This is a genomic window from Streptomyces sp. CA-142005 (assembly GCF_050942335.1).
Taxonomy (GTDB): domain Bacteria; phylum Actinomycetota; class Actinomycetes; order Streptomycetales; family Streptomycetaceae; genus Streptomyces.
In genome coordinates, this window is sequence record NZ_CP192078.1 from 7239090 (window position 1) to 7253678 (window position 14589).

Here is a 14589-nt window from a genome sequence, read left to right on the forward strand (position 1 = left end):
ACCGGCTGAAGGGCGGAGATCATGTCGGACGTTTCGGTGAAGGGAACGCGGAAGCGGCCCCCGGGCATCTTCTACACCACGGACGGGGTGCCCAGGGAGCGAAGACGGACCTACTGGCGGGACGCGGTGGCCCACACCTTCGGAGCCGTGGACGTCAAGCTCGCCGAGGAGGTGTTCTCCGGCACGATCCATGCGTCACCGACGGGCCGGACGCGGGGCGTCACGGTGGACAGCGAGGCCCTGCAGACCGTGCGCACACCGCGCCTCATCGCGGGGTCCACAGGCGACGACCACGTGGTCGTGATGCTGCTGACCAGCGGGCTCGCCCGGGTCGAGCAGGACGCGCGCGACGCGTATGTCGAGCCCGGGCAGCTCTTCGTCTACGACCGGGCGCGTCCCATGCGGCTGACCTTCCCCGACACCTTCCAGACGAAGGCCCTCGTCCTGCCCCGGCACCTCCTGAGTCTGAGGGAGTCGGACCTGCGCCGGATCACGGCCTCTCCCCTCGACTCCACGACGCCCCTCGGCGACCTGCTGTCCCCCTTCCTGTCCCGGCTCGTGGACACCGCGGGCGCGTATCCGCAGCACGTCGGCGACCTGATCACCCGCAACGTCCTGGACCTGCTCACGGTGCTGGCCGACGAGCGACGCGGCGGTGACACCACGGGCACGCCGAGCGCGGCCCGCGTGCTGCTGATGCGGGTCCAGGCGTACATCGACCGTCACCTGGCGGACCCCGACCTGACCGCGGAGGCCATCGCCCGGGCCAACCGGATCTCCCTGCGCTACCTGTACAACCTCTTCCAGACCGAGGGCACCACCGTCCGCCGGTGGATCCAGGGCCGCCGGCTGGAGCAGTGCCGACGCGAGCTGGCCCGCCGGGACGCGGCGAGACGGACCATCGCCGCGGTGGGCCGACGGTGGGGCTTCGTCAGCGCCGCCCACTTCAGCCGGGCGTTCCGGGCCGCCTACGGGATGTCCCCCGTCGAGTGGCGGGACTCCGCGGCACTCGAGCGTCGCACGCACACGTCGCCACCGGGCGCCTGAACGCTCCGCTCGAAGTGCCGCGCCATGCCGTCGCTCGTCCACGGCCGTCGTCGTGGCTGGTCGCGCAGTTCGCCGCGCCCCTTGGCGGCGCTGCCGAGCCGTAGCCGACGTCACCCAACCCGCTCAGAGCCACCGCACGGCCCTGGACGCACCCCGGGGTATGCACTGAGCTGCGGTTCTTGCGATAGTGGACACGCGGAGCGCCGTCCGCGCCCCGGCCGGCCCCTCCACCCGGACAGGCGGGCGACGGCATAGGGCGACATCGCCGCTCCGCATGGCTGCCTGGACCGGAGGCGGTCGGCGAGTGCGGACAGAGGGGCGTGAGTGGAGCGGTCGGACGGGTCGCTGTCCCGGCGCGGTCTGCGTGGCCGAGAGGCCGAACTCGAACAGCTGCGGGCCGTCCTCACATCGGTGGTCGGCACCGGAAGCGGCGCCTTGGTCCTGCTCCGGGGGGAGCCGGGCATCGGCAAGACCGCGCTGCTCGGCGAGGTCGTCACCACGGCCGGTGCGGCGGGCTTCTCGGTCGGTCTGGGCAAGGCCGACGAACTGCACCACATCGTCCCGCTCTCCTCGCTGGCCGCCTGCCTCCTGTACGGTGACCGGCCGCTGCTGTCCAGTGACGCGTTCGCCGACCTCACCCGCCACCACGACCAGCGGATCTGGCTGGTCGAGCGCGTGGCGGAAGCAATCGAGGCCAGGGCCGCCGAGATGCCCGTGCTGATCGCCCTGGACGACGTGCAGTGGGCCGACTCACTCAGCCGGTTCGCCCTGAAACAGCTCCCGACACGCCTGCGGACATCGCCGGTTCTGTGGGTGCTCACCGGGCGGCAGGATCCCGCCGGCCCGGCGCAGGAGATCGTCGCGGCGGCCGAGGGCGGGCTCCCGTCGGTCACTGTGCCCCTGGGACCGCTCTCCGGCACGGCGATCGGCCAGCTGGCCGACGACACCCTGGGCGCGGCCGTCGACGAGCGGGTACGGCAGCTCCTCGACGGAGCCGGCGGGAACCCGTTCCTGGCGGTCGAGATGCTCACGGGACTGCGGACCACCGGCCCGTCGGGGGAGCCCGTGCCCGAGGGGCTCGTGGTGGGCGTGCGCGGCAGGCTCAGGTCACTCGAGCCCAGCACCCTGCGCTTCCTGCAGATGGGAGCCGTGCTGGGACGGAGATTCGACCTCCTCGACGCCGCCGCGCTCTACGGCCGACCGTCCGCCGGCTTGCTCGCGGAGCTGGAGGAGGCGGTGCGCGCCGGGCTCCTGGACGACGACGGCGACCAGCTGGTCTTCCGGCACGACCTGCTGCGCCAGGCCGTCTACGTGGACATCCCGCCGTCGGCTCGCAAGGCCCTGCACCGGGAGGCCGCGGGACACCTGGTCGCGGCCGGGCACCGGCCGATCGACGCGGTGTCGCACATTCTCCGGGGCGCCCGGCCCGGAGACGACGAAGCGGTGACGCTGCTGTGGCAGGCCGCCGACGACGTCCTGTCGGTCACGCCGGGCCTCGCTGCCGACCTGATGACGCGCGCCCTGGAACTGGCGCCTCCCGGACGGCCGTTGTGGTACGACGTCGGTGTGCAGGCGATCGTCTGTCTGACCCGGGCCGGCCGGAACCGCGAGGCGCTGGAGACCGGCGACCGGCTGCTGGCCGCCCGGCCGCCGCTGGAGACGTTCGGCCGGATCCAGGCCGCCCTCGGCGGGACGCTCTGGAACCTGGACATCGCCGAGGAGCTGCGCCGCCGCGCCGAGACAGCCCTCGCGCTCGGCGGTGCCGCCCCGGAGGTCGAGGCGCGGCTCACCGCCCTGCGTGCGCTGGCTCTTTCCCGGGGCGAGGATCTCGGCGCGGCACTGGAGGCCGGCGAGAACGCGCTGCGTGCGGCCATCGCGACCGGTGACCGGGAGGCACACGTGCTGGCCCTGTTCGGTCTGGGGGAGAGCGCTCTGAACGCCGGTGCGAACGCCGTGGCGCTGGAACGCTTCACCGCGCTCAGCGCCGTCGAGCCCGCCTTCCTTCCCGAGGAGATCGTCGCGCACCAGCACATGGACGACTTCGAGGCCGGCCGGCTGCTGCTGCTGCGGGCGGCGGACGACGGCGGCTCGGTGCCGCAGACCATGCTGCTGTGGGCACAGGCCTCGCAGCATCTGGGGCTGGGTGACCTCGACGACGCGGAGGCCGACCTGGTCACCATGGAGCGCCTGGAGAACGACGTACACATCTGCGTCCAGCAGGTGAACGCCCGGGTGATCCGCTCCTGGATCGCCCTGCTGCGCGGCGACCGGGAAGCGGCGCGGCACCAGCTGACCGCCGCGCGGGAACGACGCGCGATCAAACCGAACCCGGGCAACACGGCGGCGGTGCGTTTCCTGGAGGCGCTCATCGCCGACGACGAGGGGAACACCGCGCTCGCCCTCGACAGGATCCGGCAGGTGCAGCAGGAAGGTCCCTTCATGCGCTGGCGGCTGCTGCGCACCTGGGTCGACTCCGCGATACGCATGGCCCTCGGCGGCGCGGACCACGCGCTGGCGGAGGATCTGGCCGCACAGGCCGAGGCCCACGGCGCGCGCAACCCGGCCGTGCCCACCGCCATGGGCATCGCGGCCCAGGCCGCGGGCCTGGTGCGCAACGACCTCACCCTGCTGGAACGCGCGGTGGCCCTCCTCGAGGAGAGTCCGCGCCCGTTGGTCCGGGCCGGGGCCCAAGCCGACCTCGGCCGGGCACTGCTGACGGCAGACCGGGGAGCCGAGGCCAAGGCCGCCCTGACCCGCGCCCACGGCCTGTTCGCGGAGGCGGGTGCCCACGCCGCGGCGGCGCGCGTGCAGCGCGATCTGGGCCGTGCCGGGTCCGGCAGCCGCGGGACGACCACACCGCGCCCGGTCCAGGGCTGGGAGGCGCTCACGGCCTCGGAGAAGAAGATCGCGCGACTGGTCGCCGCGGGCCACACCAACCGGTCGGCCGCCGAACTGCTCGTCGTCTCCCCGCACACGGTCAACACGCACCTGACCTCCGCCTTCCGCAAGCTGTCGGTCAACTCGAGGGTCCAGCTGGCCCATGTGGTCATGGCCTTGCCCGAGGACTGAGCGGATCCGCCGGTACGTCCGGCACGTCTTGGTACGTTCACGCGATGCCCGCGGTAACCGGATGCGCTTGGCTGGAACGCCAGGACTCATCCGGAGGTCATCGGAACGTGAACGGACCCGCCCCCCACCCACCGACCGTCGTGCTCGTGCACGAGGCGTTCACCGACGCCTCCTCCTGGGCCGGGGTCATCACCCTCCTGCAGGCCGCCGGCCTGACCGTGCTCGCCCCGGCGAACCCGCTGCGCGGACTGGCGCAGGACGCCGCCTACCTCAGGAGCGTGGTGCGCCGGATCGACGCCCCGGTCGTCCTGGTCGGACACGGCTACGGCGGCGCGGTCGTCACCCATGCCGCCGGCGACTGCGACCAGATCGTGGCCCTGTGCTACGTCGCGGCGTTCGGCCTGGACGCCGGAGAGTCCGTCCTGGACATCCTGAGCCGCTTCGCCGCCGCGCCGGTGACCGACACCACCATCACGGCAGCGCTGCCCGCCCGGTTCTCCGGCGGCCCGGGGGACGAGATGTACCTCGTCGAGGAGCAGTTCGGGACGACGTTCGCCTCCGACCTGCCACCGCACGTCACCGATGTCCTGGCCGTGACCCAACGCCCCATCGCGAGACGTGCGCTGAGCGGTACGTCGGGCCCGCCGGCCTGGGCCTGCAAGCCGTCGTGGTACGCCATCGCGGCCGCCGACCGGATGCTCGCCCCCACGGCCCAGCGCTTCATGGCCCAGCGCATGGCGGCCACCGAATACTCGGTGGCCGCTTCGCACGGCGTAGTCCTGTCACAGCCCGGCGCCGTGGCGGCGATGATCCGGGAAGCCGCCGAACAGGGCACGGACCGCGGCGACGGCTACGGGCTCCCGCGCAGCTGATGCGCAGGTCAATCGGCTAGCATCCCTGTTCGATCGGTAAGACGCCGGTGTCAGAGCCTCTCCTCGGCGACGCGGACGCCTGGCGTCGACCACAGGCTCGCTCGGGAAGGCGTCACCTTGAACTCACCGGCCAGACCGTCGGCGCGACGGATCACCACCCTCCTCGGGACCGTCGCCCTCGCACTGGCTGCCACCGGCTGCGGCGGGGGAACCGGCGCCGCATCGGCCCCGGACAAGGCGACCTCCATCACCGCGCTCGACTACTACACCGACGGGACCGAGCACGCCCAGTGGAGCAAGCGGCTCACCGACTGCGGCAGGACCGTCGGCGTCAGGGTAGAGCACACCAGTGTCCCGGCGCCGTCGCTCATCCCCCGGGTCCTGCGACAGGCGTCGTCACGCACCCTGCCCGACCTGCTGATGCTCGACAACCCCGACGTCCAGCAGATCGCGAGCACCGGCGCACTGACGCCGCTGGACCGCTACGGCATCGACACCACCGGCTTCGCCGAGGGCATCCTGTCGGCGGGCACCTACCGTGGGAAGGTGTACGGACTGGCGCCCGCGGTCAACACCATCGCCCTCTTCTACAACAAGGACATGCTCGCCGAGGCCGGTGTCGCCGTGCCACGGACCTGGGACGAGCTGAAGACGGCGGCCGCCCGCCTGACCCGCCCGGGGCGCTACGGCATCGCCGTCTCCGCGAACGCCACTCCCGAAAGCACCTGGCAGTTGCTGCCCTTCCTGTGGTCCAACGGCGGGGACGAGAGGCATCTGGACACCCCGCAGGCCGCGCAGGCCCTCCGGTTGTGGACCGACCTGGTGAAGAGCGGGTCCATGTCGAAGTCGGCGCTGAACTGGACCCAGGCCGACCTCCACGACCAGTTCGCCGCCGGAAAGACGGCCATGATGGTCAACGGCCCCTGGCGGATCCCCGCGCTGAACAAGGACCGTGACCTGCACTGGGGAGTGGTCCCTCTGCCCGTCCGCCAGAAGGGGCAGAAGCTCGTCACACCCCTCGGCGGCGAGGTGTGGACAGTACCGCAGAACTCTTCCCCGTCCCGGCAGGAGAAGGCCGCCCGGGTCCTGGCCTGCCTGAACGACCCCACGACCATGCTGGCCGTGGCGAAGGATCACCTCACCGTGCCCTCCCGCACCGCGGTGGCGGCCCGGTACGCCGAGCAGGTCCCGTCGATGTCCGGCTTCGTCACCAGCGTGGAGCGGGCCCGGTCCCGTACCGCCGAACTCGGCGTCAAGTGGCCCGGAACGGCGACCGCGATATCCACGGCGATCCAGTCCGCGCTGACGGGCCGGCAGACGCCGGAGGAAGCACTCGCACGCGCGCAGCGGCTCGCGACCGCCTCATGACCTGTCCGCCGGCCCCCACCCGGACCCGCTTGCGGGCCCTGCTCACCCAGTGGGGGTTCGTCGTGCCCGCTGTGGTCTACCTGCTGCTGTTCTTCGGCTACCCGATCGTCGAGAACGTGGTGATGAGCTTCCAGCAGTACACGCCCGCCACCTTCTACACCGGGGCCGCGCCGTTCGTCGGGCTGCGGAACTACGCGGAGATCCTGTCGTCGGGCCTGTTCTCCCAGGCACTGCTGACGACGGTCCTGTTCACCGCGGGTTCGGTCGCCGGGCAGTTCCTGCTCGGTCTCGCCCTGGCCCTGTTCTTCCGCCGCAGCTTCCCGCTCGGCGGCCTGCTGCGCTCGCTCCTGCTGCTGCCGTGGCTGCTGCCGCTGGTCGTCTCGGCCACGACGTGGAAGTGGATGCTCGACACCGACGACGGAGTCGTCAACAACGCACTGCGCGCCCTCCACATCGTGCCGTCCGGCATCCCCTGGCTCACCGGCACCTCACAGGCACTCGTGTCGGTGACCCTCGTCAACATCTGGGTGGGAATCCCCTTCAACACCGCGATCCTGTACAGCGGCCTGCAGAACATCCCGGCCCAGCTGTACGAGGCGGCAGACCTGGACGGCGCCGGTCCGGTGGCGTCGTTCCGCCACATCACCTGGCCGCTGCTGCGGCCCGCCGTGAGCGTCGTGCTGGTGCTGGGCGTGGTCTACACCCTCAAGGTGCTGGACATCATCCTCGTCGTGACGGGCGGAGGACCGGCCGACGCCACGCAGACCCTCGCCACCCGCTCCTACGAACTGTCCTTCCAACGGTTCGAGTTCGGGCGCGGCGCCGCCATGGGCAACGTACTGATCGTCCTCTCCCTCGTCCTCGCCCTCGTCTTCCTGCGCGCCGACCGGCGCGCCGCGCACGCATGAGGGGCGGTCAGGTGCGGCGGGGACGCCGCCGTGGCCCGCTCTCCACCGTCGTCGGGACAGTCCTGCTCGCGGTGATGCTGTTTCCCGTCTACTGGATGGTGAACGCCTCTCTGCAGCCGACGGGCACCACACTGCGGGCGGGCTGGTTCCCTTCCCACCCGGACTTCAGCGGCTACGCCACGGCACTGCGCGAACAGGGACCCAACCTGGTCACCAGCCTCGTCGTAGCCCTCGGCAGCGTCGCGCTCAGCCTCGGGCTCGCCGCCCCGGCTGCCTACGCCCTGGCCCGGTTCTCCCTGCGGGGAACCAGCCTCGTACTCTTCGGGATCCTGATCACACAGATGGTGCCGGGCATCGTCGTGGCGAACGCGCTCTACGGCGCCTACAACGACCTGGGACTGCTGAACTCCCGCCTGGGACTCGTCCTCGCGGACTCCACCGCCGGGGTCCCGTTCGCCGTCATCATCCTGCACTCGTTCATGCGGGGCATTCCCAGGGAGATCACGGAAGCCGCGCGTATGGACGGCGCCGGGAGGCTGCGCACCTTCTGCGCCGTGGTGCTGCCGCTGAGCCGGAACGCACTGATCACCGCTGCTCTCTTCACCTTCCTCTTCACCTGGAGCGACTTTCTCTTCGGCCTCACACTGACCACCACAGAGACAGTCCGGCCGATCACCCTGGGCATCTACGAGTACATCGGTGCTCACACGACCCAGTGGAACGCGGTGATGGCCACCGCGGTCCTGGCGTCGGTGCCGGCCGCGGTGCTGCTCGTCGTCGCCCAGCGCTTCATCACCGTCGACGCCACCAGCGGCGCGGTCAGGTGAGGGTCCGCAGCTCGGTCTTGAGCCGGCGCAGGATCTCCGGGGTCACCGGGTCGGTGATGTCCGCGAACTCCTCGTGCTTCTTCAGGAACTTGGCCACATAGGGGCAGACCGGCACGATGCGCATGCCTGAGCGGCGTACGTCGGTGAGGGCCTCCTGGACCAGGAGCGCGGCCAGTCCCTGTCCGGCGAAGGCGTCGTCGACCTCCGTGTGGTAGAAGACCCGCTGCTCACCATGGTCGCGATAGGCGGTCAGACCGGCGAGCCGGCCGCCGACCAGAATCTCGTAACGGTGCCTGTCGTCTGCTCGTTCGACGGTCGGGGTGGGGGAAGGCCGGCTCATGGGGTTCCTTTCGGTGGGTGCGGGTCGGCGGTGCGCCGGACCCCCGGGGACGAGGAGTCCCGAGGATGCGCCGAAGGTGCGGCTCCGGGGTGCCAGCCGGGGGTGGTCACCGCCGCGTTCATGGCCGTGGCCGCAGCCAGGGGGCGTCGGCGGCGGAGAGGCGGTGGGTGGTCACGGAGGTGACCGCGAGCAGGACCAGGGTGAGGCTCAGGACGAGGACCAGATGGCCGTGCAGCAGGAGCGCGGCTCCGACCAGGGCGCCGAGGAACATGGCGAGCACGGACAGGATCCGGCGGCCGGGGCGCGGCGCCTCGCCGCCGGCCGGGGTGGAGTCGGCGGCCAGGCCCGTCAGCGTCAGGGTCAGCACGGTGGTGGTGAGATCCGGGACGCCGAGGCGCCGGGCGACCGCGTTCTGCAGTCCCATGGCGAGCCCAAGGAACACGATCAGCGTGTACTGGACGGAGGTGGTGACCCGGCCGTCGGCCACCGCGGCGACCACCACGGCGACCGCGACCAGCACCGTCTGCACCGCCGTCGCCGCTCTCAACATGTGCCCTCGGTGCGTGGCGAACCGGGTGCCGAGCCTGCCGCCCGCGAGCGCGCCCAGGAGGAACACGGTCATCGAGACGACGGACGCGAGCGCGGACAGGCTCTCGGCGCCTCCCAGGGCGAACCCCAGAAAGACCACGTTGCCGGTCATGTTGGCGACGAAGACGTGTCCGAGGGCCAGATAGCTCACCGAGTCCACCAGGCCGGTGACCACCGTCATGGTCAGCAGCAGCGGGGGCAGCGGACCGTGGCGTTCCTCGCCCCGGGGCACCAGCGTGCCGACGGCGTCACTCAGCAGCTTGCGCATGTCGCGTCCCTTCCACCTCGGAGTCCGTCCGGTGCAGCACCACACGGGTGAGCAGTCCGCTCGTCGGGCCGAGCACGATCGCGGCGACGGCGATCCACAGCGGCCAGGGGGTGATGCCCAGCGCGTGGTCCACGGACCACCGTCCGGGCCCGGTGAGGGCCAGCGAGGCGGAAACGACGACGAGGACCATCGGGTACTCGTAGCCGTCGTTCTGCACCCACAGGCCCTTCTGCCACTTGACGGTGCCCGCGACCGTCATCACGCCCATGGCGGCCATCGTGGCCAGGGGCGTGAGGAGCCCGAGGGCCAGGAACAGGCCGGCACCGATCTGACTGGCTCCCGCGACGAGTGCGGTCAGCACTCCGCCGCGGAATCCGTCACGGCGGAATTCCTCGGTTCCGCCCGCCAAGCCGTTGCCCCCGAGCCGGAGGCTCACCTTCTGCACCCCGTGACCGGCGATGAGCAAGCCCGCCACCAGCCGCAGGACCAACAGTCCAGCGTCCATCGTGTTCCTGCCTGTTCCTGGATCAGAATCGGTGCGGTCAGCCGGCGGCGTGGGCGCCGATGACGGACTGCGCGTACACCACACCGAGGCCGTAGGCGCCGGCGTGCTCCTTGACGACCTCGGTGACCGGGACGTACGTCTCCGTGCGCGCCCAGTCCCGCTGGAGCTCCAGGAGCACCTGCACCCACGTCACCGGGATCGCGCCGGCCTGGATCATGCGCTGGACGGCGTGCTCGTGGGCCTGCGGGCTGACACCGCCGGACGCGTCCGTGACGACGTAGACCTCGTAGCCCTGGGCGAGGGCCGACAGCGTCGGCAGGACGACACAGACCTCGGTCCACAGGCCGGCGATGACCAGCTTCTTGCGGCCGGTCGCCTTGACGGCCTCGACGAAGGGCACGTCCTCCCAGGCGTTCATCGAGGTGCGGTCGATGATCTTCTGGTCGGGGAAGACCGCGGCCAGTTGCGGCATGATCGGGCCGGAGAAGGACTCGGCGGCCACGGTGCTGAGCACGGTCGGCACGTCGAAGACCTTGGCGGCCTTCGCCAGGCCCACGGTGGCGTTCATGATCGAGGTGCGGTCGCCGCTGGCGGCGGCGAAGAACATCTGCGGCTGGTGGTCCACGAAGAGCACGGCGCAGTTGTCGGGGGTGAGCAGGTCGGGGCTGGGGGCGGCGGTGACGTCGGAGATGTTGACCATGAGGATGAACCTTTCCTATCCATGTAGAACCGTCCGTGTGCGGACGGAGTCGGTGGGTGTCCCGGCAGGGGCGCTCAACGACCTGGCCCCTGCCGGGTGTTCTAGAGGTCGAAGCAGGGATCGAAGGGCGTGCTCGCGGTCTCTGGGGTGAGGCCACGGGCGATGCGCCAGTGGCGGTGCTGCTCCGATTCGGCGACGGCCTGGCCGAGGGACTCCGCCTGGCGGGCGCCGGCCACTGAGGGAGACGCCTGGTAGCCGCCGAAATGCGCCACCGGGCTCCAGGCGGGGCTGACGGGCGGCAGTTCCTCGTCGAGCCCCTCGTAGGTGCCGGCGGCGTAGACGATCCGCCCGCCGGTCACCGTCAGCAGCGACTCGATGTGCGCGATCTCAGGCTCGGGCACGGTGAAGTAGTCCTCGGACAGCATCGCCAGGTCCGCGTAGCAGCCCGGCCGCAGGACGCCCTTGACCTCGTCCTCGCCGGTCAGTACGGCGCCGGCGCGGGTGAACATCGTCAGCGCGGCCTGCCGGTCGACGCGGTTGGCCGGCGGGCGCAGCGTCAGGTCGCCGACGGTGCGGCCGCTGACCAGCCAGTGCAGGGCCACCCACGGGTTGTAGGAGGACACCCGGGTGGCGTCGGTGCCGGTGGCCACGGTCAGCCCGCGGTCCAGCATGGCCCGGATCGGCGGGGCGTCCGCGGCGGCGCCGGGACCGTAGCGGCGCAGGAACGCCTCACCCTGGAAAGACAAACGATTCTGCACGGACATCGCGCCGCCGAGCGCGGCGATCCGGTCGAGGCTGTCGGTGGAGACGGTTTCCGCGTGGTCGAACAGCCACCGGTTCCCGGCCGGGAAAAGCCCGTCCGTGGCGAGTTTCTCGAAGACCGCGAGGTCCCGGCGGATGGTCTCGTCGTAGGTGGCGTGCAGCCGGAAGCCCCACCCGTTCTCCATGAGGAGACGGACGGCCTTCTCGAACTCGACCTCGTAGTCCGACGTGAGTTCTGGACGCGGCTCGGCGAAGTTCTCGAAGTCCGCGGCGGCCCAGGTGAGATTCTCGCCCGCGCCGTTCAGGCGCAGCCATTCGTCCCCGTCCTCGGGGCGGGCCATCTCGATCCAGCGGGCGAGATCGTCGACCTCCTGGCCCGGAGTCTGCGGGAAGAGGTGATAGGCGATGCGCATCGAGAGCTGGCCGGCCTTGGCCAGTTCGATGACGGTGGCGTAGTTGTCGGGGAAGTTCTGGAATCCGCCGGCGGCGTCGATCGCCGAGGTCAGTCCGAACCTGTTCAGCTCGCGCAGGAAATGACGGGTGGAGGTCTTCTTGTCCTCCTCGCTCTCCAGGACCGGCGCCTTGGCGAGGGTCGAGTAGAGGATGAGGGCGCTGGGCGCGGCCAGCAGCATGCCGGTCGGTTCCCCGTCCCGGCCGCGCATGATCTGGCCGCCCTTGGGGTCCGGCGTGTCCTTGGTGAAGCCGGCGGCCTTGAGCGCCGCACGGTTCAGCACGGCCGAGTGGTACAGGTGCAGCACGAACACCGGGGTGTCCGGGGCGGCCGCGTTCAGTTCGGCGACGGTTGGCAGCCGGCGCTCGGCGAACTGCTCGACGGACCAGCCGCCCACCACCCGCACCCACTGGCCCTTCGGGGTACGCGCGGCCTGCTCACGCAGCATCGCCAGCCCCTGCCGCAGGCTGCGCACCCCGTCCCAGCGCAGCTCCAGTACGTAGTTCAGGCCCCCGCGGATCACGTGCAGGTGGGCGTCGTTGAGGCCGGGGACGACCCGGCGGCCGCATGCGTCGACCACCTTGGTGGCCGTACCGATGTGCGGGGCCACGTCGTTGTCGTCGCCGACGACGGTGATGACGCCGTCCCGGACCGCGATGGCCTCGGCGTGCGGGCGCCTCGGGTCGGCTGTGTGGATCTTCGCGTTGCGGACGACGAGGTCTGCGGCATCGTCGGAGCCATGCGGAACGAGCCCGCCGACCGGCATTGTCGACATCTCTTGAAGGCCTTTCCGGGACAGGGGAGTTCGGTTCCGTCCGCTTGCGGCGCGGCAAGGAGAAGTCCGGGGCACGCGCCGCGCCAGTGGGGTGGAGGGCAGACCCGGCAAGGGGCCGTGGTCTCGCTGTCGCCCTCACGATAGGCACGGCCGACCTGCGGCAATGTCTCCGCAGTGCACCGGACTTGGTCTCACAGTGCACTACGTCGCCCAGGACCCCGAACGAGCTCGCAAGGCGGCCGGAAGCCCGCAGTGCGCTGGCGGAACAGCGGTGGTGCGCTCACGGAGAATCCCGCCCCGGCGACGCTCACTAGCGTGACCGGCGCACCACACGAAACAGTCCCCTGGAACATCGGGAGAGGCACATGTCCCACACCGTCGAGCCGGTTCAGCCGGTACTGGAACCCGCGGCGGCCGCCTTCGCGGAGGCGACCGCCAACCCGCCTTACCTCTTCGACCTGGCCCCGGCGGAGGGACGCAAGGCCGTCGACGAGGTGCAGTCCGGCGACATCGACAAGCCGGCGATCGACGAGGAGTGGATCAACGTCTCCGGTGGCCCCACGGGCAGTGTCCGGGCCCGCATCGTCAAGCCCGCCGGCGCCACCGGCACCGTCCCGGTCATCCTCTACATCCACGGCGCCGGCTGGGTGTTCGGCAACGCCCACACCCACGACCGCCTGGTGCGCGAACTCGCCGTCGGCGCGGACGCCGCGGTGGTCTTCCCCGAGTACGACCTCTCGCCCGAGCACCGGTACCCGGTCGCCATCGAGCAGAACTACGCGGTCGCGCGGTGGGTTGTTCAGGAGGGCGCCACTAAGGGCCTGGACGGCACACGGCTGGCCGTGGCCGGGGACTCCGTCGGCGGCAACATGAGCGCCGCCCTCACCCTGATGGCAAAGGAGCGCGGCGACGTCTCCCTGGTGCAGCAGGTGCTGTTCTACCCGGTGACGGACGCGAACTTCGACACGCCGTCCTACCACCAGTTCGCCACCGGCTACTTCCTGCGCCGCGACGGCATGCAGTGGTTCTGGGACCAGTACACGGCCGACGAGGCCGAGCGCGCCCGGATCACCGCCTCCCCGCTGCGCGCCACCACCGAGCAGCTCACCGGCCTGCCCCCGGCCCTCGTCATCACCGGCGAGGCCGACGTCCTGCGCGACGAGGGCGAGGCGTACGCCAACAAGCTTCGCGAGGCCGGCGTCCCCGTCACCGCCGTGCGCTTCCAGGGCATCATCCACGACTTCGTGATGCTCAACGCCCTGCGCGGGACCCACGCCGCCGAGGCCGCCATCACGATGGCCGCCGGCACCCTGCGCGCCGCCCTGCACACCGCCTGACCGCAAGGAGATCCGGCAGACATGAGCACCACCACTCCCACCGTCGTCCTCGTCCACGGCGCCTTCGCCGACGCGGCCAGCTGGTCCGGCGTCATCGAGGAGCTCCAGCGCCACGACATCCCGGTCATCGCCCCGCCCAACCCGCTGCGCGGCCTGGCCTCGGACGCCGCGTACGTCGCCTCCGTGGCCGCCCAGATCGACGGCCCCGTTGTGCTGGTCGGCCACTCCTACGGCGGTGCGCTGATCACCGTCGCCGGCACCACGGAGAACGTCGTCGGGCTGGTCTACGTGGCCGCCTACGTCCTCGAAGAGGGCGAGAGCCTCGGCGAGCTGCAGGGCCGCTTCCCGCTCTCCCCGCTGGTGAGCAACCTCAAGCAGTGGACGTACCCCGTCGCGGACGGCGACCCGGCCGTCGAGGTCACCATCGCCGCGGACGCCTTCCCCTCGGTCTTCGCCGCCGACGTGCCCGCAGACGTCACGAAGGTGCTGGCCGTGGCGCAGCGCCCGCTGGCCGCCGCCGCCTTCGAGGAGACGGCCTCCGCCGCCGCCTGGAAGACCAAGCCGTCCTGGGCGCTGGTCGCGGGCGCCGACACCGCGATCAACCCGGAGGTGGAGCGCTTCGGCGCGAAGCGCGCGGGGGCGACCGTCGTCGAGATCGAGGGCGCCTCGCACGCGGTCGCCGTCTCCCGGCCGAAGCAGGTCGCCGACCTGATCCGCGAGGCGGTGCACGCCACGACCTGACCAGGGGAAAGGGATGCTGCACGGAGAAGGA

Annotated in this window: 13 protein-coding genes; 8 read left to right on the plus strand and 5 right to left on the minus strand. The window is 71.3% G+C overall.

The window, feature by feature from the left end; all coding sequences use genetic code 11:
- Positions 1-21 precede the first annotated feature (21 nt).
- The 6 genes from ACQPXS_RS33735 to ACQPXS_RS33760 all read left to right on the plus strand — a co-directional run bounded on the left by ACQPXS_RS33735 (position 22) and on the right by ACQPXS_RS33760 (position 8091).
- Entirely contained in the window at positions 22-1047 is a 1026-nt protein-coding gene (locus ACQPXS_RS33735; RefSeq protein ID WP_433453139.1) for a helix-turn-helix domain-containing protein, read from the plus strand.
- Positions 1048-1371: 324 nt separating this feature from the next.
- Positions 1372-4116 (plus strand): ATP-binding protein, encoded by a 2745-nt coding sequence (locus tag ACQPXS_RS33740; protein ID WP_433453140.1) that lies wholly within the window; start codon positions 1372-1374, stop codon positions 4114-4116.
- Positions 4117-4223: 107 nt separating this feature from the next.
- Positions 4224-4988, plus strand: coding sequence for an alpha/beta fold hydrolase (locus ACQPXS_RS33745; protein ID WP_433453142.1), 765 nt, complete (start codon positions 4224-4226; stop codon positions 4986-4988).
- A 117-nt stretch (positions 4989-5105) separates the two neighbouring features.
- A complete protein-coding gene (locus ACQPXS_RS33750; protein ID WP_433453143.1) occupies positions 5106-6356 on the plus strand; it encodes a sugar ABC transporter substrate-binding protein in 1251 nt (416 codons plus the stop codon).
- Positions 6353-7264 (plus strand): carbohydrate ABC transporter permease, encoded by a 912-nt coding sequence (locus ACQPXS_RS33755; RefSeq protein WP_433453145.1) that lies wholly within the window; start codon positions 6353-6355, stop codon positions 7262-7264. The genes ACQPXS_RS33750 and ACQPXS_RS33755 overlap by 4 nt, the downstream gene beginning before the upstream one ends.
- Entirely contained in the window at positions 7261-8091 is an 831-nt protein-coding gene (locus tag ACQPXS_RS33760) for a carbohydrate ABC transporter permease (RefSeq protein WP_433453146.1), read from the plus strand. The genes ACQPXS_RS33755 and ACQPXS_RS33760 overlap by 4 nt, the downstream gene beginning before the upstream one ends.
- On the opposite strand, the gene ACQPXS_RS33765 is transcribed toward ACQPXS_RS33760, so the two are convergent.
- The 5 genes from ACQPXS_RS33765 to ACQPXS_RS33785 all read right to left on the minus strand — a co-directional run bounded on the left by ACQPXS_RS33765 (position 8084) and on the right by ACQPXS_RS33785 (position 12480).
- Positions 8084-8431 carry a GNAT family N-acetyltransferase gene (locus tag ACQPXS_RS33765; RefSeq protein ID WP_433453147.1) on the minus strand — a complete coding sequence of 116 codons (348 nt, stop codon included), beginning with the start codon at positions 8429-8431 and terminating at the stop codon, positions 8084-8086. The genes ACQPXS_RS33760 and ACQPXS_RS33765 overlap by 8 nt on opposite strands.
- 118 nt (positions 8432-8549) lie before the next feature.
- Positions 8550-9287, minus strand: a complete 738-nt coding sequence (locus tag ACQPXS_RS33770; protein ID WP_433453148.1) for a YoaK family protein — start codon at positions 9285-9287, stop codon at positions 8550-8552.
- Positions 9268-9792: a DoxX family protein gene (locus ACQPXS_RS33775; RefSeq protein WP_433453149.1), complete on the minus strand. Its 525-nt coding sequence runs from the start codon at positions 9790-9792 to the stop codon at positions 9268-9270. The genes ACQPXS_RS33770 and ACQPXS_RS33775 overlap by 20 nt, the downstream gene beginning before the upstream one ends.
- Before the next feature lie 37 nt (positions 9793-9829).
- Positions 9830-10492 (minus strand): hydrolase, encoded by a 663-nt coding sequence (locus ACQPXS_RS33780; RefSeq protein ID WP_351806080.1) that lies wholly within the window; start codon positions 10490-10492, stop codon positions 9830-9832.
- Between the two features lie 101 nt (positions 10493-10593).
- Positions 10594-12480, minus strand: a complete 1887-nt coding sequence (locus ACQPXS_RS33785; protein ID WP_433453151.1) for an amidohydrolase — start codon at positions 12478-12480, stop codon at positions 10594-10596.
- 365 nt (positions 12481-12845) lie between these two features.
- Between ACQPXS_RS33785 and ACQPXS_RS33790 the strand changes: the two genes are divergently transcribed.
- Positions 12846-13817, plus strand: coding sequence for an alpha/beta hydrolase (locus ACQPXS_RS33790; protein WP_433453153.1), 972 nt, complete (start codon positions 12846-12848; stop codon positions 13815-13817).
- Between the two features lie 21 nt (positions 13818-13838).
- On the plus strand, positions 13839-14558 hold the full coding sequence (locus tag ACQPXS_RS33795) for an alpha/beta fold hydrolase (protein ID WP_433453155.1): 720 nt from the start codon (positions 13839-13841) through the stop codon (positions 14556-14558).
- The last annotated feature ends 31 nt before the right edge of the window (positions 14559-14589 follow it).